The sequence below is a fragment of the Hyalangium sp. genome (assembly GCF_045802625.1).
Classification (GTDB): domain Bacteria; phylum Myxococcota; class Myxococcia; order Myxococcales; family Myxococcaceae; genus Hyalangium.
The window spans coordinates 71724-89595 of record NZ_JBJMQP010000113.1; the positions used below are offsets into that span (position 1 = coordinate 71724).

General features: G+C 67.8%; 17 protein-coding genes. 1 reads left to right on the forward strand and 16 read right to left on the reverse strand.

Going from position 1 to position 17872, the window contains the following annotated elements; all coding sequences use genetic code 11:
* Positions 1-90: 90 nt before the first annotated feature.
* Positions 91-546 carry a hypothetical protein gene (locus ACJ8AT_RS20970; RefSeq protein WP_407739556.1) on the reverse strand — a complete coding sequence of 152 codons (456 nt, stop codon included), beginning with the start codon at positions 544-546 and terminating at the stop codon, positions 91-93.
* A complete protein-coding gene (locus tag ACJ8AT_RS20975; protein ID WP_407739557.1) occupies positions 543-1964 on the reverse strand; it encodes a DUF3943 domain-containing protein in 1422 nt (473 codons plus the stop codon). The genes ACJ8AT_RS20970 and ACJ8AT_RS20975 overlap by 4 nt, the downstream gene beginning before the upstream one ends.
* Before the next feature lie 371 nt (positions 1965-2335).
* Here ACJ8AT_RS20975 and ACJ8AT_RS20980 point away from each other — a divergent pair, with 371 nt between their 5' ends.
* Positions 2336-2791, forward strand: a complete 456-nt coding sequence (locus ACJ8AT_RS20980) for a hypothetical protein (protein WP_407739558.1) — start codon at positions 2336-2338, stop codon at positions 2789-2791.
* Between the two features lie 295 nt (positions 2792-3086).
* Here ACJ8AT_RS20980 and ACJ8AT_RS20985 read toward each other — a convergent pair whose 3' ends face one another.
* The 14 genes from ACJ8AT_RS20985 to gspD all read right to left on the reverse strand — a co-directional run bounded on the left by ACJ8AT_RS20985 (position 3087) and on the right by gspD (position 17855).
* Complete coding sequence (locus tag ACJ8AT_RS20985) at positions 3087-3971, reverse strand: endonuclease/exonuclease/phosphatase family protein (protein WP_407739559.1); 885 nt, start codon at positions 3969-3971, stop codon at positions 3087-3089.
* 178 nt (positions 3972-4149) lie between these two features.
* The gene (gene gspN, locus ACJ8AT_RS20990) at positions 4150-5160 is read right to left on the reverse strand and encodes a type II secretion system protein GspN (protein ID WP_407739560.1); all 1011 of its coding nucleotides are present in this window, start codon (positions 5158-5160) and stop codon (positions 4150-4152) included.
* 4 nt (positions 5161-5164) lie between these two features.
* Positions 5165-5749, reverse strand: coding sequence for a type II secretion system protein GspM (gene gspM / locus ACJ8AT_RS20995; RefSeq protein WP_407739561.1), 585 nt, complete (start codon positions 5747-5749; stop codon positions 5165-5167).
* A 3-nt stretch (positions 5750-5752) separates the two neighbouring features.
* Positions 5753-7345: a pilus assembly protein PilM gene (gene pilM, locus ACJ8AT_RS21000; protein WP_407739562.1), complete on the reverse strand. Its 1593-nt coding sequence runs from the start codon at positions 7343-7345 to the stop codon at positions 5753-5755.
* A 2-nt stretch (positions 7346-7347) separates the two neighbouring features.
* Positions 7348-8709: a general secretion pathway protein GspK gene (locus ACJ8AT_RS21005; RefSeq protein WP_407739563.1), complete on the reverse strand. Its 1362-nt coding sequence runs from the start codon at positions 8707-8709 to the stop codon at positions 7348-7350.
* On the reverse strand, positions 8709-9380 hold the full coding sequence (locus ACJ8AT_RS21010) for a type II secretion system protein GspJ (RefSeq protein WP_407739564.1): 672 nt from the start codon (positions 9378-9380) through the stop codon (positions 8709-8711). Before ACJ8AT_RS21010 ends, ACJ8AT_RS21005 begins: the two co-directional genes overlap by 1 nt.
* Positions 9377-10264 (reverse strand): prepilin-type N-terminal cleavage/methylation domain-containing protein, encoded by an 888-nt coding sequence (locus ACJ8AT_RS21015; protein WP_407739565.1) that lies wholly within the window; start codon positions 10262-10264, stop codon positions 9377-9379. Before ACJ8AT_RS21015 ends, ACJ8AT_RS21010 begins: the two co-directional genes overlap by 4 nt.
* On the reverse strand, positions 10261-10980 hold the full coding sequence (locus ACJ8AT_RS21020) for a Tfp pilus assembly protein FimT/FimU (RefSeq protein ID WP_407739566.1): 720 nt from the start codon (positions 10978-10980) through the stop codon (positions 10261-10263). The genes ACJ8AT_RS21015 and ACJ8AT_RS21020 overlap by 4 nt, the downstream gene beginning before the upstream one ends.
* Positions 10977-11408, reverse strand: coding sequence for a type II secretion system protein GspG (locus tag ACJ8AT_RS21025; RefSeq protein ID WP_407739567.1), 432 nt, complete (start codon positions 11406-11408; stop codon positions 10977-10979). The genes ACJ8AT_RS21020 and ACJ8AT_RS21025 overlap by 4 nt, the downstream gene beginning before the upstream one ends.
* A 29-nt stretch (positions 11409-11437) precedes the next feature.
* Positions 11438-11872 (reverse strand): type II secretion system major pseudopilin GspG, encoded by a 435-nt coding sequence (gene gspG / locus ACJ8AT_RS21030; RefSeq protein ID WP_407739568.1) that lies wholly within the window; start codon positions 11870-11872, stop codon positions 11438-11440.
* A 60-nt stretch (positions 11873-11932) separates the two neighbouring features.
* Positions 11933-12085, reverse strand: coding sequence for a hypothetical protein (locus ACJ8AT_RS21035; protein ID WP_407739569.1), 153 nt, complete (start codon positions 12083-12085; stop codon positions 11933-11935).
* A 14-nt stretch (positions 12086-12099) separates the two neighbouring features.
* Positions 12100-13356 (reverse strand): type II secretion system inner membrane protein GspF, encoded by a 1257-nt coding sequence (gspF, locus tag ACJ8AT_RS21040; protein WP_407739570.1) that lies wholly within the window; start codon positions 13354-13356, stop codon positions 12100-12102.
* 36 nt (positions 13357-13392) lie between these two features.
* Positions 13393-15201, reverse strand: a complete 1809-nt coding sequence (gene gspE / locus ACJ8AT_RS21045; protein WP_407739571.1) for a type II secretion system ATPase GspE — start codon at positions 15199-15201, stop codon at positions 13393-13395.
* Positions 15198-17855, reverse strand: coding sequence for a type II secretion system secretin GspD (gene gspD, locus ACJ8AT_RS21050; RefSeq protein ID WP_407739572.1), 2658 nt, complete (start codon positions 17853-17855; stop codon positions 15198-15200). Before gspD ends, gspE begins: the two co-directional genes overlap by 4 nt.
* Positions 17856-17872: the final 17 nt, after the last annotated feature.

Consider the following 17872-nt stretch of genomic DNA (forward strand, 5'->3'; position numbering starts at 1 on the left):
GCAATGCGCGAGGCAACTTTATGGGTAGGGAAGGTCTCCTGTGCTGCCAGGGGTAGGTTCAAGCTCCCCGAGCAACGCCCGGCGGATCCCCTAGGGCGACGGCTGCGGAGGCAGGGGCGGCACCAGCTCCGGGTCGCCCTCGCCCGCGAGCGCCGTGAGCGAGACGTCCACCCGCCCGCGCGCCCCGAAGAACTGGAAGCGCACGTGCCATGTGCCCGGCTGGCCGGCTTGAGTCTGGTTGTCCAACTGGTACTCCGCGGGCGTCGAGTAGAGCAGCACTCCCGCCGCGTCGGACACCGTCACCACCACCTGGCCGTGGGGCACGAAGCTGCGATGCGCGATCGCGGCCCGGCCTTCGGGATTCTCCCAGTCGATGTCGACCTCGTCGTGCACGTTGTCCAGGTTGGAGGCTTGGAAGCGGAGCGTGCCCGGCGTGTTCTCGACGCTCACCGCGTTCTCCGTCCCCAGTGTCTTGAAGATGATGTCCTGGCAGGCGGCACTGGCCGCGGCGAGCAGCACCAGACCCCCGAGCACCGTGCGCTTCATGGCATCCACCTCGGCCCCGCGACCGAGACGAACAGGCGAATCTGCCTGCCGCTCTGGCTCACGTCCGGAAAGGCGTCGTACCGGCTCTGGCGGAACAACCACGTGGCCGCGGCGCCCAGCCCGACCTGCCCGATGGCGAAGAAGCGCGCCTCGACATCCACCGTCATCAGCTGGTGGTTGCCGTTGAAGCCGCTCAGCACCGGCTCCCAGAGGTAGCGGGCCGTGGCACGCAGCCGCGCCCGGTTCGTCCACGAGGCCCGCAGCTCGGCCCTCCCCCCCAGGGCCAGGCCAAAGTCGTAGTCGCGCCCCTCCTGGGAGACGAAGTAGTCGGAGCGGACGGCGGCGATGGGCATGGGCGTGAAGAGCAGCTCGCTCTCGATGCGGAAGTCCGAGAAGTTCCCCCAGCGCGACACGGGCCCGAAGGCGAAGCCCTGCCCGCCGTAATCGAGCGAGGGCGAGGAGAGGTAGTCGTAGGTGATGAAGGCAGCCAGCTGGTGCCCGACCGGCCCGCTCTTCGTCAGCTGCCAGGCGGCCAGGCTCCCTCGCGACTGCAGCAGCGCGAAGCGGTGCGCGCCCTCCTGCTTGGACATGAGCCACAGCCGCGCGTCGAAGGTGGAGAAGGGCGCACCGCCGAGATCCTCGACGGGGTCGCCATAGACCATCTCTCCGGCGAGCAATGCGGTGCTCTGCTTGACCGCCTTCTGCTCCAGGGTGGTGCCGGTGGTGGAGCCATAGCCCACGTCCAGCACCCCGAGGATGCGGCTGGGCCGGAACCCCAGCGGGTTCTCCGAGTAGCGCCAGGCGTGCCCGTCCACCAGGCGGTTGAAGCCGCGCACCGGGTTGAGCAGGCCGGCGACCACCTCGCGCACCACGCGCTCGGAGCCCTCCGCCTGATTGTCCAGCACCAGCGAGGACACGCGCCACAGCGTCTCGCCCAGGGTGATGCCACCCAGGCTGGTGTTCCAGAAGTCATTGGGAGCAGGGGCCCACCGCTCACCGAAGAGCTCCCACATCAGGCTGCCCGCGAAGGTCCAGGGAGCGGAGCGCCAGAAGTCGTAGCCGTTGGCGCGCGCGGAGTTGAAGTAGAGGCTGCCGTGGTACGGATGGCTGAACTGGTTGTTGAGGAAACGGTCGTTGTCCCACTGCCAGGGGTTCTCGAGGTTGGTGGCCCAGCTCGAAGGGTTGACCTTCGCCCACTCGGCATCGCGCACGGTGATGTTGATCGTCGAGGGGATGAGCTGGACCAAGAGCAGCTCCCCGGCCCCGCGCCAGAACTTCGGTTCGACCTCGCAGTCGGGACACGATGGGGAATGGGCTGGCTGGGCGAGCGGCGCATCCGCGGGCGGGCTCGCATGCGCGGCGAGTCCTCCCAGCAGGAGAATCGCGGCGGGTAGGAAGTCGAGCGGGAACCGTCTCATCGAGCGTCTCCAGGGCTCCTCGGCGGGGTATCGGAATAAATTGGTGCACTCGCCGGGCGCCGGCAGGCTGTCAGCGGGGACGAGCCGGAGTGCGGATGACGACGGATTTCGCCGCGGCTCCGGCACTCCAGCCGCCACACGCTGCCCTCCGGTGCCGGGCCCGTGTCTGGAAGTGAAGCCCCACTCTGGAATATCGAGTCTTTATCCCTCTCGCTTCGGCTCAGGGCTTGGGGAGGATGCCCCTCCACGGCGGTGGCGGGCTCGAGCGCCCATGGGGGCATCACAACTGCTGCGTGTGCACGTCTTCTTGTTCGGAGGCTCGTCGTTGCCTCCGAGTCCCATCGCCTTCATGCACACCAAGGAGTGTACCCATGCCTATCGTTCTCGGACAGGGATGCCATGACCGGAGCACCTTCATCTCCAGCCACGCACCCAACGCCCACGCCCCTCCGGGCCCGACGCCCCTGCCAGCCAACCACTATGTCGTTGGCGACGACTTCTTCACGGTGAAGACCGCGGCGGAGTTGCAGAAGATCATCGACACCACGGTGCAGAACCTGAAGAAGCTCGACTTCCAGGGGGCCCAGGCCGCCGCGGCCAAGAAGGTGCTCCAGGACGCATCGGGCTCCTCCTCGACGATCAAGGTGCGCTGGGGCCTGCACCAGTCGGTGGATCGCCCGGACGGAACGACGGGGAAGAGCAAGCACTTCACCCTGCAGACCTCGCCGAACGACTGGCACCTGTACGTGAACTCCGACGGCAGCCAGATCGCGTATATGAGCAATGGCGCGGGCCCGGCCAACCTCGTGAGCATCAAGAGGTTCTGAGCCCAGGCGCGTCGCTGGAGCACCGAGAGCCCGGTCGGCCCTGTCCGCTGGCCCGCTGGTCGGAAATGTCGGGGGTTTTGAGCTTTAAAACTCCCGACATTTCCGACGTGAGCTGTCGACGTAGGCCACTCCGTCGATGCAGAGCCCTCCGAGCAGGCTCTGCTCCTGCAACACGACATAACGCCAGCCACCCTCATGGAGACGCCGAGAGGTCGATTCCTGCTCCAGGTGCCACCGCAGCGTGGTGCCTCCCGCGAGGGGAGCCTTGGAGGAGCACGCCACCGTACCGCGCGGCCTATGGTGGCGCTGACACGCTTGCCCGAGTACTCCCAGGCGCCGCGGGCAGCTCGAAGTCCGCCACCACTGGGAAATGGTCGGAGAGCCACACGTGCACGACCTGCGATCCGTGCAGCTTGAGCTTCTGGAAGAAGATCCAGTCGATCTGATGGGGAGTCAGCGTGAGCGTGCGGTTGTATGTCTTGAGCGAGGACTCCAGCCCCTGGCGCTGGATTTCGGTCACGGAGGCCTCCTGGCGCCAGAAGTCCCAGTAGCGGCCGAGGCTGTTCAGGTCTCCCAGCAAGAGCACCGGCGTGTCGGGGTGGGTGATGCGCCACGCCTGCAGATGCTGGAGGATGGCCCGCGTCTGCCGCAGCCGTCCCTTCGCCCAGGGCATGTGTTCGGGGCGATTCTCCAGGTGCGCGTTGTAGACGCGGATGCGCCTGGTGCCTGCCCCGTCCGCGGAGGGCACGTCGATGTCCGCCCATACCGCGGAGCGTGGCTGGCGGACATTCGGCAGCTCGATGACGCCGGAGTCGACGATGGGGTGGCGGCTGAAGATGGCCTCGACCCGGGCGCACATCGTCTTTCCGACTGGATCGGCGAGGGCGACGGCCGAGTAGGAGGGGCCACCGGACGCACGCATGAGCTTGGCGAAGTAGTCGATCTGCCAGCCGCCCTCATCCGAGCACAGCTCCTGGAGACCGAGGATGTCGACGTCCCGGAGCGTGGCGTTGTCCCGGAACGCCTGGATCATCGACCTGGACCCTCCGCCCCGCTCATCAATCAGGGCTTCGCCGAGGTGCACGTTATAGGAGATGACGCGCAGCCTCCCCGTGGGCGAAGCAGGAGCTTTGTCCGGCAACGGGGCCAATGTGCTCGCACATCCCGTCCAGAGCAGCATCGCGCAGAAGGCCAGGAGCCGAGCGAGCGGTGGGCCGTGAGCTTGGAATCGATTCGAAACAGGCACATGCCCACAACTCCCAGTGCCTGCCTTCTCTTCGCGCACGGGTGACACGCGGGCTGTACGCCGGGTCGTTGGAGAGGCCAGGCAGCCGCTTGGTACACACGGCTGCTCCAGCTCAGCGCTTGGGCAGGAAGGTGAGCCGGCCCAGCGAGCCGCTCAGGTGCCCCGCGCGGAACTTCGGGTCATCCTTGTCCGGCGGGAGGATGGAGAGCCCCAGCCCGGCCGTGCCCAGCGCCTTCACCAGCTCCGGCTCGACGCGGATCTTCACGTCCATGTTCGGCTCGGTGTACTGCACGCGCTTGTTGAGCTTCAGCGTGCCGTTACCCTTGATCTCCAGCTGATCGCTCTTGAGCGACAGCGCGTCCACGGTGCCCTGGCCCTTCTCGAAGCGGATCTGCGCCGTCAGATCTCCTACCGGGATGCGCGGCAGGCCCCCGGGGAACAGCAACGTCACGGGGCTGCCCTTGCTCGCAATGCCCGCGCCCTCCACGCTCCCCTTGAGCAGCAGATCATGGCCGTCGAGCGCCAGCTCCCCGTCCGCCTGGGACAGGTCCGGCTCTCCCGGCCGCCCGTTGGCGCCAGGCGTCACCGGCATGTTGATCGTCAGCGTGCCGCTCAGGTTGCCCTCCAGATCCAGCCCGGTGAAGTTCTTCAGGTTGCCCTGGGACGGATCCAGCTTGTCCAGCTTCAGGTGCACCTGGTTGCCGCGCGCCCCGGCGTTGCCGGACACCTCTCCCCCCATGACATGGGCCTGGAACGAGGCTCCCAGCGGGAAGAGGGTGGGGCGCAGCGAGAGCGAGTCGATGACGAACGGCTCACCCACCTCGGCCGGCCCCAGCATGCGCGCCGTGTCCGGATCGCCGCTCGTCAGCGCGGCGGTGGTCTCGGCGCTCAGCGGCGCGGAGGGCTGGCTGATGCGCACGCCCCTGGCCGTCAGGCCAATGAAGCCCGGCCGCAGCGAGTCGATGCGCACCACGTAGCCCGCCTTCAACGCCTCGGTGGCGATGCGCGAGCGCAGCGCGCCGTACGGGAACGTGAGGAAGAAGCACAGAATGAGGGCCAGCAGCGAGAAGACGCTGTAGCCGAGGACAACCTTCCAACGGGCGGTTTTGCTCTGAGGGGCCATGGCGTCACTGCTGCGGCTGGGCCGCTTGCGGCTGCTGCTTCAGCTTGTAGGTGGCGACGGTGGCCCACGCCGTCAGGGTGTCGGAGGCCGGACGCGGCTCGATGCGCAGGTACTTCACCTTGACGATGCCGGGCCCACTCTCCACGGACTTCAGGAAGTCCGTGAGCTTGCGCAGATCCACGTCCGTGAAGGTCAGCTCCATGCTGCTCTCGAGGATCTTCCCATCCCCGATGCCCACCTCGCCCTTGGGCGTCATGTTGGGCACATCCAGCCCCGCGGCGGTGGCCTTGTCCGAGATGTAGCTGAGCAGGCGCACGTCGCTGTTGGTGAGCTGCTGCTCCACGGCGTTGCGCGCCGCGGTGGCCTGGTTGTAGCTGTCGGCCAGCTGCTGCACCTGCTGCAGCTTGGCCAGCTTCTCCTGGGTGCGCTTGCGGTAGCTGTTGGCGCTGGTGGAGAAGGACAGCAGGGTGACGAAGAGGATGAAGACCAGCACCGCGCTGCCAGCGGCCATCACCAGCCGCCGCTCGCGGGTGCTGAGCTGCTCGAAGCGAGCCCGCAGATCATTGAGGAGTTGCCGGATCGGGTTCATGGCTCAGGTCTCCGCGCCGGTCTGGTCAGGGCACTGCACCTGGATGTCCAGGCGGAACGTCACCTTCTGCCCGTCGCGCGTCTTCTCCACCTTGCCCGGGTTGACCTCCTTGAAGCAGCGGTGGCCCTTGAGCGCGGTGGTGAGGGTGTCGATCTCCTTGGAGCTGTTCGTCTGCCCCTGGAGGATGATGCGGTCCAGATCGATCTGGATGCGATCCAACTGCACGGGCACCTCGGTGGGGATCCGCTGGGTCACCTCCGCCAGGAGGTTCACCGCGGTCATCTTCGGCAGGGCGGAGGCGGGGCTCTCCACGCCCTTGAGCATGTTGAGCGCGCGGTCATAGTTCTTCTCGCAGCTGCCGAGGATGCGCTGGGTGGTGGTGCACAGCACCGCGTCCACCTTGGCCTCGTTGCGCGCGAGCACCGAGTTGCGCACCACTCCGCTGGCGATCAGCAGCAGCAGGAGCGTGGCGCCGAAGGAGGCCAGCAGGCCGACCTTGTCCTTCACGAAGTCGAAGTCGCCCTTGAAGGCGAACTCGCCCCGGCGCAGGTTGAAGCGTGGCGCCTTGGAGCCCGAGGCCTGCCCGCGCAGCGCCAGCGCATACACCTGGGCCGCCGAGGGCTGCGCCTCCGCGGGGACGACGGAGCTCGTCTCGGCCGGCAGGGCCAGCACCCGCGTGGGCAGGTGCAGATCCCGCTCGAGCTGCTCGGCGATGCCCTTCAGCCGCGCGGTGCCTCCGCACAGCATCAGGCCGCCTACATGCCTGCGGGTGCGGGCGGTGAAGGCCTTGAAGGAGGGGCGCAGCTCGCGCAGCACCGGCTGCAGGCCGCGCACGAAGGCCGCGGCGGCGCGCTCGGCGTCCGGGCCCAGGGCCGTGGCCGCGCTGGCCATGGCGCCGTACGTCTCCTTCCACTGGTGGGCCTCGGCCAGCGGCGTCTGGAACTCGGCCGCCAGCGCCCGGGTCAGGTCCTTGCCGCCACCGGGGAAGGTGCGCGCGAACTCCATGCCCACGCCCGGACGGCCAATGGCCACCGTGGTGCGCTCGTGGCCGATGTCCACCAGGGCCACCGCGTCCGCCTCGCCCATGGCCTCGAAGGCCGTGGGCACCTGGAGGAAGAGGTTCTGGTACGTCACGCCCGGGTGGGTGATGACGCGCGGATCCAGCTTGAGCTCGGTGAGCAGCCCCATCAGCCAGGTCAGCTCCTCCTTGCGCACCACGCCCACCAGCACGTCGCTGCTCGTCTTCTCCTTCTGGCTGACGATCTGGTAGTCGAACACGGCGTCCGCCAGATCGAAGGGCAGCTGGCTCTCCACCTCGAAGGGCAGCGCGGCCTCGAGCCGCTTCGGATCAACGAAGGGCAGGGTGAAGGAGTGCGTCATCAGCGTCGGCCCGGGCAGGGCGACGATGACTTGATCGGCGGGCATGGGGTGCTGCGTGAGCAGCTCGTGCACGGCGGCGCGCAGCGTCTCCGTGCGGTCCCCCTCGGCGCGGCGCACCTCGGCGTAGGCCTTGGTGGCCGGGCCGCGCATGTTCGTCTCGAACAGGATGCCCTTGACGGAGTAGCTGCCGAGATCGAGGCCAAGAATCCGGGCCATCTTTATTCCTCTCTCCAGTACAGGAGCTTGCCAAGCGAGTCATCCAGCTTGACCACGGCGGTGAGCGTCTTCTGCACGCTGCCCGCCTCTCCCACAGACTTGATGGTGAACGTCTGGCTCTTGTCACCCACGAGCCGGTTGCTGGCCGCGTTGGCCTTGATGGCCGGGTTGACTTGGATGCCCGCGGCCTCCACCACGGTGACGAAGTCCTGCACGGACATCCCGAAGAAGCTGAACATGCGCGCCGAGCGGATGCGGGTGATCAGCTCGTTGATGAACACGGGATCCTTGATCCGCGGGTCCGGGTGCGCCGGGTCCGACACGGAGAGGATGGCCATGTACATCATCATCGGATCATCCGTGTTGATGTTGGGCCGCGAGTTCACGTCCGGGTACACCGTGAGCCGGTCCTTGAAGGCGGCCATGAACATGTCCGTCACCCCGTGCACCCGGTACAGCTCGTCCAGGCTGTCGAAGCGCGCGTTCTTCGCCTCGTAGCGCGGGTCGAAGCGATCGTAGTTGCTGTTCTCGGGCGAGAAGCCGGAGGCGAACGGGTTCACCGGATCCGCCAGGTTGATGGCCGACTGCACCTCGTCCTCGTCCACCCAGTCCTTGAGCGCGATCACCACGTCCTGCGGCGTGACGCGGACGCGGTTGGCGTCGTCCCGGTTGAAGAGGAACTCGAAGCGCTTGTCGCTGAACATGTCCATCATGCGCGCCGCGGTGGGCCCCGCATCCGTGGCCAGCGAAGCCAGACGGTGGACGTTGAGCTTCTCCTCCTCGTCGCTGATGGTGGCCAGGAAGCAGCCCTCGAAGCCTCCGAAGGAGCGCTTCATTGGCTGGTTCTCCATGGCCGCGCCCTCCTTCTCGTCGTCCATCTCGAACTTCTCGTCCTTGGGAGGAGGCGGCGCTTCCTTCCCGTCTCCCTTGCCGGTGTCGCTCTTCACCAGCCCCTTCAGCATGTGGCAGTCCACGCGCGCCAGCTTCCAGAGCTGGATGTTGAGCGACGAGGCGGGGGCCTGCGCGCTGGCGCCCTGCGCGCCGCCGCCGGTGAGCTGCTGGAGCAGGCCGCCCAGGTTGGGCAGGGGCGTGCTGTCCACCTGCTTCTGGAAGCGCAGCAGCAGGCGCCCGAGGGCCATGCCGGAGCGCGCCATGTAATAGGCCCGCACCTCGTCCCGCTGGTTGGCCGCCAGCTGCAAGTCCACCCGCGTGTTGTAGGCGAACTCGGTGGCCACCACGGTGAGCACGCTGATGGCGAGGATGGCGATGATGAGCGCCACGCCGCGCGAGCGCCTGTTGCGCTGGGCGGGCGAGAGGGGGCGGGCGGAGCGGCGCCGGGCTGACTGTGAGAAGAACTTGCGCATTAGAACCTCGGCAGCTCCGTGTTGAGCATGATGCGGGCCTGGGTGGTGTAACGCGCCTCTTTGCCATTCTCGTCCAGCGCCACCACGGTGATCCGCACCCGCGTGGGCAGGAAGGACTTGCGCTCGGGGCGGCGGGTGTCCCAGTCGTCGGTCCACTCCTTGCGCTCCGAGTCCCAGTACTCGAACTCCAGCTTCTTCACGCCCTCGAAGAGCACGTCCGTGGTGCCGCCGCGATCCATCCGCTCGCCGATGTTGGGGTTCACCCGCCGCTTCAGATCCGGGCGGCCCCGGGCGCCCTTCTCCGTGGAGGACTCCACGAAGTACTCCACCACCGCCTGATCCGACTCCTTCGAGTCCGTGTACAGCCGCTGGTGCGCGAACGTGGTGAAGAGCAGGCGCTCCTTCTCGCCGACGAAGTTGGTGGGCCGGTCGTTCTGGTCCCGGTAGCGCTTGGGATCGTACCGGTCGCTCACGAAGGCCGAGCCGATCTCCCGCGCCATGCGGTTGAGCGCCACGCGCACCATGCGGTAGTGCTCCGCCTCGCCCTCCACCACCTCCTTGGCGCGGAAGCCCGTCTGGAAGGCCATGGCCACGATCGTGCCCATCAGGGCGGTGATCGCCACGGCGACCATGACCTCCATCAACGTGAAGCCACGAAGCGAGCGCTTCATTGGGGGACCTTTCCGCCAGGGTTGAAGATGCCGCCACCGCCCGGCGGGATGATGCCCCCGGTCTTGCCGCCACCCGGGTTGTTCATCTGGTTCAGCCACTGCAGGCGGTTCATCAGCGGCTGGCGCGTCGTCGGATCCAGCATCTGGCCGTTGGGGCCGGGGATGGGGTTGGAGACGATCATGCCCGTCTGCGGATTCACCCACTGGTTGGCCGTGTCCGGCGGCTGCTGGCCGGTGGCCGCCGCGGCGGCCGCTGCGGCGCCTCCGTTGCGATCCGAGCCCGGGCCGAGCGACACCACGTGCGTCACCACGTCCATGCTCTCCACCAGCTTGCCTTCCTTCCAGGTGACGGTGAGGTGCACCTCGCGCACGGCCTGGGTGAGCTGATCGACCATCTGCTTGAACATGGGCTGCGCCATGGCTGCCATGCCGCCCATGCCACCGGCCGCGGAGGCTGGGCCGCTCTTGCCGTCCTTGCCCCCCGAGCCGCTCTCGCCACCGAAGAGCGAGGACAGGCCGCCCAGGTCTCCGCCCATCTCGCCGATGGGCAGGTTGAAGATGGCGCCAATGAGCTGGTCCGGCGAGACGCCGTCCGTCTTGGGCGCGATGATCTTCGCGCGCCACTTGAAGCCGGGCCAACCCTCGGCGGAGAAGTCGCCGGAGTCCTCCGCGTCATCGGTGGAGAAGCCCTCGTCGTAGAGCTTCTGCTCCAGGTCCGTCATCTTCGAGCGGGCCAGGAGCGCGGCCACCGTGAGGTGCTTGGTGTAGACGTGGTTGGCGACGGCGCCGGAGTTCAGATCGAAGATCGCCATCAGCGCCAGCGCCAGGATGGCGAGCGCGACGACCGTCTCCAGCAGCGTGAAGCCTCGGTTCCGGGTTCTCATGAGCGAGGCACCTCCAGCTCCTCCGCCACGACGTTCACCTTGCCGGTGAGCGGCGAGACGACGAGCGTCCACACGTTGTCCCCCTGGCGCACGTACACCTGCGCCTTCTCCGTGTAGCCCTGGGGGAAGAAGTAGAGATAGGCCACGCCCTGATCCACCGCCGTCTTCTGCTGGCGCGTCCACACGGAGACGGACACGCTGCCAGGCAGCTCGCGTGCGGCGACCTCCTCGCCGGTGTAGCTGGCGAACTTCGCCGACTGCTCCACGCGGTGCTGCTCCTGATCCATCAAGTCCTGCAGGCTGGGCGCCCCGCCGCTGTTGCTCTGGTTGAAGTTGTGGCGCGAGTCCCTGCCCTGGCGCCTCTCATCGTCCCGCGCCTGGTTCTCGTCCCGGATCGCGGTGTCTCGATCCCTGGAGGTGGTGACGCCGCTCTCGGCGCACTCGGCGTGGTAGCGCGTGCGCTCCTCGCTCTTGGGGCCGGCGATCTCGAACACCAGCCGGCACGTCTTCCCCGAGAGCGCGGCCGTGTCGTAGAGCGAGCGGATGACGCCCGCCAGCTCCGCGGCCGACGCCTTGGCCTTGGTCCCGGTGACGGCGCCCACGCCGGACACCACCGCGGAGAAGAGCACCGCGACGATCAGCAGCGCGATGCAGATCTCGATGAGCGTCAGGCCGCGTTGGGAGCGGCGAGCGTGGAGCGCAGCGGTGTGTCTCATTGCCGGACCCTCATGATTCCACCGCTGGTGATGTCCGCGTCCTCGCCCTGGCCGCCGGGCGCGCCGTCCGCGCCGTAGGAGATCACGCCCGTGTGCTGGTTGTTGAACTGGTACACGTACGGGTGGCCCCACGGATCCATGGGGACCCCGTCCACCGCCTGCGCCTGGATGAGCGGAGTGAACCCCTCCTGCTCCGTGGGGAACCTGCCCATGACGCGCTGGTAGTCCTTGAAGACGGTCTCCAGGCGCCGGATCCGCTCCATGGCCCTGCGCTGGTTGGGGCTCAGCGTGTGGTCCGTGGTGACGTACGCCACCACGAAGGCCAGCGCCGTGGCGAGCAGGCACGCGACGGCGACCACGACCCGCCCCGTCCGGGAGGGACGCGCCGCCATCGCGGGGCTCTGGGAGGTAGCGGGGGTGGTCGTCATGGATTCAGGTCCTCGTGTCCCGGGCAGGGCTACTTCGATTTGGCGTTGCCGGAGTTCAGATCCTTGGACGAGATGTCCGCGTCATTGCCCTCGCCGCCGGAGGTGCCGTCCGCGCCGTAGGAGACGATGACGGGCTTGCCGCCCTCGTTCATGTAGACGTAGTCGTTGTTCCAGGGATCCTTGGGGATCTGCTCCAGGGCCTGCATGTCCACCAGGCCCTTGAGGCCCGTGGCCGTGTCCGGGTAGTTGCCCTTCTTCGTGTAGTAGAGCTTGAGCGCGTTCTGGATGTTCTTGATGTCCAGCTCCGCGCGGTCGCGGCGGGCCTGGTTGAGCTGAGGAATCACCGCCACGCCCACCGCCGCGGCAATCAGCCCGAGGATGGTGATCACCACCATGATCTCGATCAGGGTCATGCCCCGGTTGCGGCGGCGCTGCTGCTTCTTCTTCATCGTCGTCGTGTCCATCGTTTCTTCCTCTGGATTGACTTTCTGGCAGGGCCCGAGAGCCCCGCTGGGTCGTTTATGTCAGGGCACGCTGTGGGTGGCCGAAGCGGCCGGCTCATGCGCCTCGGAGTCCGAGGCGTAGAGCGACACCCCCACGGCCAGCAGCGCCGCCGCCAGGGCGACCATCGCCGCCAAGGTGACGCGTTGGATCCACCGGTCGAGCGTGTCGTTCATCGCCGTGCCTCTCTCTAATGGATGACCGAGTTCACCTGCAGAATCGGCATCAGGATCGAGAAGGCTACGAATGCAATCACCACGCCCATCATCACGATGAGGATGGGCTCCATCAGCGAGGTGAGGGCGCCAATGCGCACATTCACCTGCGCCTCGTAGTTGTCCGCCACGGACATGAGCATGTCCTCGAGCTGGCCCGAGCGCTCACCAATGGAGACCATGTGGTACACGAGCGGCGGGAACTGGCCCGAGCGCTTGAGCGGGTTGGCGATGCTCTCGCCCTCGCGGATGGAGTCGCGCGCCTTCTCCACCACGTCCGCCAGCACCGAGTTGGTGATGACGGCCCGGACGATGTCCATGGCGGCCAGCAGCGGCACGCCGCTCTTGAGCAGCGTGGCCAGGGTGCGCGCGAAGCGGGAGATGGCCAGCAGCCGCACCAGGCTGCCGAAGATAGGGGCCCGCAGCGCGAACCGGTCCCACTTGGGCTTGCCGGCGGGGCTGCGGAAGTACGTCACCAGCGTGAAGATGGAGACGAAGGCCACCGGGAAGATGATGAACCACCAGTCCTGCAGCAGGTTGCTGCTGGCGATGAGCAGCCGCGTGGTCCAGGGCAGGGTGGCCTTCATGGACTCGAAGATCTTCGTCACCTTGGGGACGACCACCGTCATCATCAGCACCAGCACGCCGCCGCCCACCACCATCATGATGGCGGGGTAGAGCATGGTGCCGACGATCTTCTGCCGCAGCTTGGCCTGGCTCTCGGTGAAGTCCGCCAGGCGCAACAGCACCGTGTCCAGCGCGCCCGAGGCCTCGCCCGCGCGCACCATGTTCACGTAGAGCGAGCCGAAGATCTTCTGGTGCTGCGCCAGCGCATCCGCCAGCGACGAGCCCTCGTTCACGCGCTGCTTCACGTCCGACAGCACGCGCTTGAGGCGCTCCTTCTCCACCTGGTCCACCAGCGCGGTGAGGGACTCCACCAGGGTGACGCCCGCGCCCAGCAGCGTGGCGAGCTGGCGCGTGGTGATGGCGACGTCATCCGTGTTGATGCGCCCGCCGGCCAGCTTGCGCAGATCGATGTCGCGCGCGGCCAGCGAGGCTCCCGCGCCCTTCATCACCGCGCCGCGGCTGCCCTCGGCCTGGCCCAGCACGTCCGTGAGGAAGATGCCGTCCTTGCGGAGCTGGGCTCGCAGCGTTTTCGGCGAGTCCGCCTCGAGCAGACCCTTGACGGTCTTGCCCGTGGTGTTGAGACCTCTGTACTCGAAGACTGGCATGGTGGCTCACCCCCAGCCCCTCGAGAGGGGCGGTGGTTAGATGTCCTCCTGAGTGATGCTGAGGACTTCGGCGATGGTTGTCTCTCCCAGCGCTACCTTGCGCGCGCCGTCTTCCAACAGCGTGAGCATGCCCTTGCTGGTGGCGGCCTTTTTGATGGTGGACGCGTCCACGTTCTTCAACACCAGCTGGCGCACGTCGTCGTCCACGAGCAGCAGCTCGTAGATGCCCGTACGGCCGCGGTAGCCGGTGCGGTTGCAGTTGGGGCAGCCGACGGCCTTGTAGATCTTCTCCACCCCGTAGCGCTGCTTGAAGGAGGCGCGCGAGTGGGTCAGCTCCTTGAGCTCGTCGTCCGTGGGCGTGTACTGCACGCGGCAGTCCGGGCACACGCGGCGCACCAGGCGCTGCGCCAGGATGGCGGTGAGCGAGGAGGCCACGAGGAAGGGCTCCACGCCCATGTCCACCAGACGGGTGACGGCGCCGGCCGCGTCGTTGGTGTGCACCGTGGAGAACACCAGGTGGCCGGTGAGGGAGGCCTGGATGGCGATCTCGGCCGTCTCCTTGTCGCGGATCTCGCCCACCATGATCACGTCCGGATCCTGGCGGAGGAAGGAGCGCAGCCCCTGGGCGAACGTCAGCCCGATCTTCGGGCTGATGGCCATCTGGCCAATGCCCTTGAGCTGGTACTCCACCGGGTCCTCGACGGTGAGGATGTTCAGGTCCGGGGTGTTGATCTTCGACAGGGCGCCGTAGAGCGTCGTCGTCTTTCCGGAGCCGGTGGGGCCGGTGACGAGGATGATGCCGTGCGAGCGCTTGATGACGGCCTCCATCCCCGTCAGCGTGTGCTGCGCCATGCCGATCTCGGACAAGTCCAGCAGCGTGGCCGTCTTGTCCAAGAGGCGCATGACGATGCGCTCGCCGTACGTGGTGGGGATGGTGGACAGACGGATGTCGATGTCGCGGCCCGCCAGCTTGATGCGGATGCGGCCGTCCTGCGGCAGGCGCTTCTCGGCGATGTTCAGCTGCCCCATCACCTTCACGCGGCTGACGATGGAGTTCTGGTAGCGCTTGGGCGGCTTGATGACCTCTTGCAGCACGCCGTCCACGCGGAAGCGCACCATCAGCTCGCGGTCCATCGGCTCGATGTGGATATCGCTCGCGCGCTCCTTGGCGGCGCGGAAGAGCACGGAGTTGACCAGCCGGATGACGGGCGCCTCGTCGTCCGTGTCCAGCAGATCCTTGGGCTCCTCCAGCTCGTGCGCCAGCGAGTCCAGGTCCGTGGCCTCCAGCTCGTCCACGAGCTGCTCGGCCTCGTTGATGGACCTGTCGTACACGCTGTTGATGGCATCCACGATGGTGGTGGCCAGGGCAATGCGTGTGTCCAGGCTGGCGCCCAGCAGCATGCGCGCGTGGTCCATGGCCGCGGTGTCCAGCGGATCGGCCACGGCGATGGCGATGGTGTCGTCCTTCTGGAGTGACAGCGGGATGATCTTCGCCTGCTTGGCGAAGTTGATGGGGACCTTCTTCACCAGCTCCGGATCCACCTCCTCCACGAAGATGCGCTGGAGGTAGGGCAGATCGAGCTGCAGCCCGAGCGCCTTGGCCACGTCCTCCTCGGACACGGCCTTCAGCCCGACGAGCACGTCACCCAACCGGCCGCCCTTCTCTGCCTGAGCGGCGAGCGCCTCCTGGAGCTTCTCCTCGGTGAGCCCCGCGGTGGCGCGGAGGATCTCTCCAATGGGGCGGCCGGACAGGAAGGCGGGGCCGTGCGACACCACCTGGGTGGCGTCGTTGCGCGGCGGGGCCTCGGTGGGCGCGGTAGGGATGGCGTCGGGCATCACGTTCATGGGGCTCGCACTCCCTCGCCGGCGGTATCCGGTTGGATACGCAGCCGTTCAGGGTTCTCAGGCGGGGGCACTGGTCCCTCTGAACCCTTCTCGGGCGGTGGGACTTCCCGCACGTCCGTGCCCGTCTCCACTCCGGGTGGAGTTCCCGCGGGGGGCGCGCCCTGCGGAGGCACGGGAACCAGCTCGCCCGGCGCGGGAGCGGGCGTCTGATCGCCCGGCGTCGAGGTGCTCGGGCGTGTCGCGCCCTGGCCGCCCGGCCCGGTGGGCTTGATGACGCGCTCACCCGGGCTGCCCGGGCCGCCGTTCTCCACCCGCTGCTGCTCGCGCAGGAAGGACTGGTTCATGCGCGACAGCGGGCCCGGCTTGCGGCTGAAGTCCACGGCCACGTCGTAGCCCGGCACCTGCCCGTAGAACTCCTCCACGAACTGCTGCCGCTCGCGCATCTTGCGCTCGAAGATGGTGCGGAAGTCGCTCTGGTCCCGGATGATGTAGGGCGTCAGGAACAAGAGCAGGTTCGTCTTCGTCTTCTTGCGCGTGGTCTGCCGGAACAGGTGGCCCAGCAGGGGCACGTCTCCCAGCACCGGCACCTTGGAGACGGACTCGATGGTGCGGTCCTGCATGATGCCGCCGATGACGACCGTCTCCTGATCCTTGGCCACCACCGTCGTCTTCGCGCTGCGCTTCGAGGTGGTGGGGCCGAGCACGGGATCGCTCGAGGCGATCTCCTCCGTCTGCTCGGTGATGACCAGGCGGATGAAGTCGCTCTCGTTGATCTGAGGCTTGACGGTGAGCTTGAGCTCCACGTTCTGGCGGGTGATGGGGGCGAAGAGCGAGCCCAGGCCGCCCAGGCTTCCGAGCAGCGAGGTGGGCAGGCCCGTGCTGCCCGTGGTGCCGCCGGTGAGGCCGGTGGTGCCCAGCGCGCTGGGCTGGAAGCCGGCCTGGAAGGGGACGTTCTGGCCGACGGTGATCTCCGCCTCCTCGTTGTCACTGGTGAGGATGTGCGGGGTGGAGAGCACGTTCACGTCCGAGCTCTGCTGGAGCGCGTGCAGCACCACGCCGAAGGCGGGGATGTCGATGCCCAGCTTCTGCAGCTCGGGGATGACGGGGCCCTGCAGGCCGGCCAGGAAGCCGCCGAAGCTGGCCAGGTTCGCCAGCGAGAACGAGGGCGGCAGGCCCGAGGAGGTGTACTTGGTGCCGAACAGGCCCGGCACCGCGCCTTGATCCGTGGACAGCTTGTAGCCGCTGTGGAAGTTGATCCCGAACTCGGAGTTCCGGTCCAGGTTGACCTCCATGATGACGGCCTCGACGAACACCTGGCGCCGGGGGATGTCCAGCTGCTCGATCACCCGGACGATGTTCTTGTAGTCCGACTGGCTGGCGACGATCACCAGCGAGTTGGTGGTCTTGTCCGCGGAGACCTTCACCTCGCCGGAGAACAGCTCGGCGGCCGTGGTGGCCGGGCGCGGCAGGCCCGGGGGCGGCTGCGGGGTGGCCGTGCGGGGCCGGTTGGCGGTGCCCTGCGCCAGCGTCTGCAGCGTGCTGGCCAGATCCTCGGCGTTCGCGTTCTCCAGCGGGTAGACGTTGATGCGGCCGCCCGCGTCCGTGGGCACGTCCACCTCGCGGACGATCTGCTGGATGCGCTCGAAGGCGGCGGGGCTGGCCACGATGATGAGCTTGTTGGTGCGCTCGTCCGGGATGATCTGCGACAGCGTCACCGCGCCGCCGGTCTCCTGGCCCCCGGCGTTGGCGGCGGCGCCCTCACCGGCCGGCGCGCCCGGGGAGACGCTGGGCATGAAGCCGCCGCCCGCGCGCTGGCCGGGGCGCCCCGACTTGGCCTCGAAGAGCTTCTGCACCGTGCTGGCCACGTCCTGCGCCGTGGCGTACCGGACCTGGATCACGCGCAGCTCGTCGCTGGAGGCGCGCGTGTCGAGCTGATCGATCAGGCGCTCCAGGCGGTGCATGTTGGAGCCCACGTCGTTCACGATGATGGTGTCCGGCGGGTAGGGGATGGTGTCGCCGTCCTTGGACACCAGCTGCTGGAGCACGCCGCGCAGCGGCTCCACCTCCACGTAGCGGATCTTGAAGAGCTTGGTCACCATCTGCTCGTTCGTGGTGTACGGCTCGTCGCTGTTCACGATCGTCGGGATGGGGTTCTGCTTCGCCGAGCGCTTGTCGACGATCTTCAGGAAGCGGCCGTGCGGGTAGACCGAGAGCCCGTTGGCATCCAGCGCCGCGAGGAAGGCGGCGTAGAACTGATCGGCGTCCACCTCCACCCGGCCGTTCTCCGGGCCGATGATGGAGATCTTCCCGCGCACGTTCTCCGGGAGGATGAACGTCTTGCACGTGGCGTCCGACACCGTCTGCACCAGCTTCTCGATGTCCACCTTGTCGAAGTAGATGCCGTAGCGCGCGCGGCGCCGGGCCTCGTCGCAGGTGGGCGTGGTGCGCGCATCGCCGCCCTTGGGCGCGCCCTCACCGGCCGCGGTGACGCCAGCGGCGGGCTGTGGGGAGATCTGCTTCTCCCCCTTGTCAGCGGGGGAGCCAGCGGGAGTACCGGCGGGAGGGCCGCCGAGCGGCGGGCGGCGCTGGGCCCAGGCGGGCGAGGTGGCCAGCGCCAGGCACAGCAGGAGCGACCAGGGCGAGAGCGTCTTCATGGAAGGGCTTGCACTGC

What these genes read in the sequence shown, in the direction of transcription:
- ACJ8AT_RS20970 (WP_407739556.1), bottom strand. Translation starts at nt 546, where the DNA reads ATGAAGCGCACGGTGCTCGGGGGTCTGGTGCTGCTCGCCGCGGCCAGT.
- ACJ8AT_RS20975 (WP_407739557.1), bottom strand. Translation starts at nt 1,964, where the DNA reads ATGAGACGGTTCCCGCTCGACTTCCTACCCGCCGCGATTCTCCTGCTG.
- ACJ8AT_RS20980 (WP_407739558.1), top strand. Translation starts at nt 2,336, where the DNA reads ATGCCTATCGTTCTCGGACAGGGATGCCATGACCGGAGCACCTTCATC.
- ACJ8AT_RS20985 (WP_407739559.1), bottom strand. Translation starts at nt 3,971, where the DNA reads ATGCTGCTCTGGACGGGATGTGCGAGCACATTGGCCCCGTTGCCGGAC.
- gspN (WP_407739560.1), bottom strand. Translation starts at nt 5,160, where the DNA reads ATGGCCCCTCAGAGCAAAACCGCCCGTTGGAAGGTTGTCCTCGGCTAC.
- gspM (WP_407739561.1), bottom strand. Translation starts at nt 5,749, where the DNA reads ATGAACCCGATCCGGCAACTCCTCAATGATCTGCGGGCTCGCTTCGAG.
- pilM (WP_407739562.1), bottom strand. Translation starts at nt 7,345, where the DNA reads ATGGCCCGGATTCTTGGCCTCGATCTCGGCAGCTACTCCGTCAAGGGC.
- ACJ8AT_RS21005 (WP_407739563.1), bottom strand. Translation starts at nt 8,709, where the DNA reads ATGCGCAAGTTCTTCTCACAGTCAGCCCGGCGCCGCTCCGCCCGCCCC.
- ACJ8AT_RS21010 (WP_407739564.1), bottom strand. Translation starts at nt 9,380, where the DNA reads ATGAAGCGCTCGCTTCGTGGCTTCACGTTGATGGAGGTCATGGTCGCC.
- ACJ8AT_RS21015 (WP_407739565.1), bottom strand. Translation starts at nt 10,264, where the DNA reads ATGAGAACCCGGAACCGAGGCTTCACGCTGCTGGAGACGGTCGTCGCG.
- ACJ8AT_RS21020 (WP_407739566.1), bottom strand. Translation starts at nt 10,980, where the DNA reads ATGAGACACACCGCTGCGCTCCACGCTCGCCGCTCCCAACGCGGCCTG.
- ACJ8AT_RS21025 (WP_407739567.1), bottom strand. Translation starts at nt 11,408, where the DNA reads ATGACGACCACCCCCGCTACCTCCCAGAGCCCCGCGATGGCGGCGCGT.
- gspG (WP_407739568.1), bottom strand. Translation starts at nt 11,872, where the DNA reads ATGGACACGACGACGATGAAGAAGAAGCAGCAGCGCCGCCGCAACCGG.
- ACJ8AT_RS21035 (WP_407739569.1), bottom strand. Translation starts at nt 12,085, where the DNA reads ATGAACGACACGCTCGACCGGTGGATCCAACGCGTCACCTTGGCGGCG.
- gspF (WP_407739570.1), bottom strand. Translation starts at nt 13,356, where the DNA reads ATGCCAGTCTTCGAGTACAGAGGTCTCAACACCACGGGCAAGACCGTC.
- gspE (WP_407739571.1), bottom strand. Translation starts at nt 15,201, where the DNA reads ATGAACGTGATGCCCGACGCCATCCCTACCGCGCCCACCGAGGCCCCG.
- gspD (WP_407739572.1), bottom strand. Translation starts at nt 17,855, where the DNA reads ATGAAGACGCTCTCGCCCTGGTCGCTCCTGCTGTGCCTGGCGCTGGCC.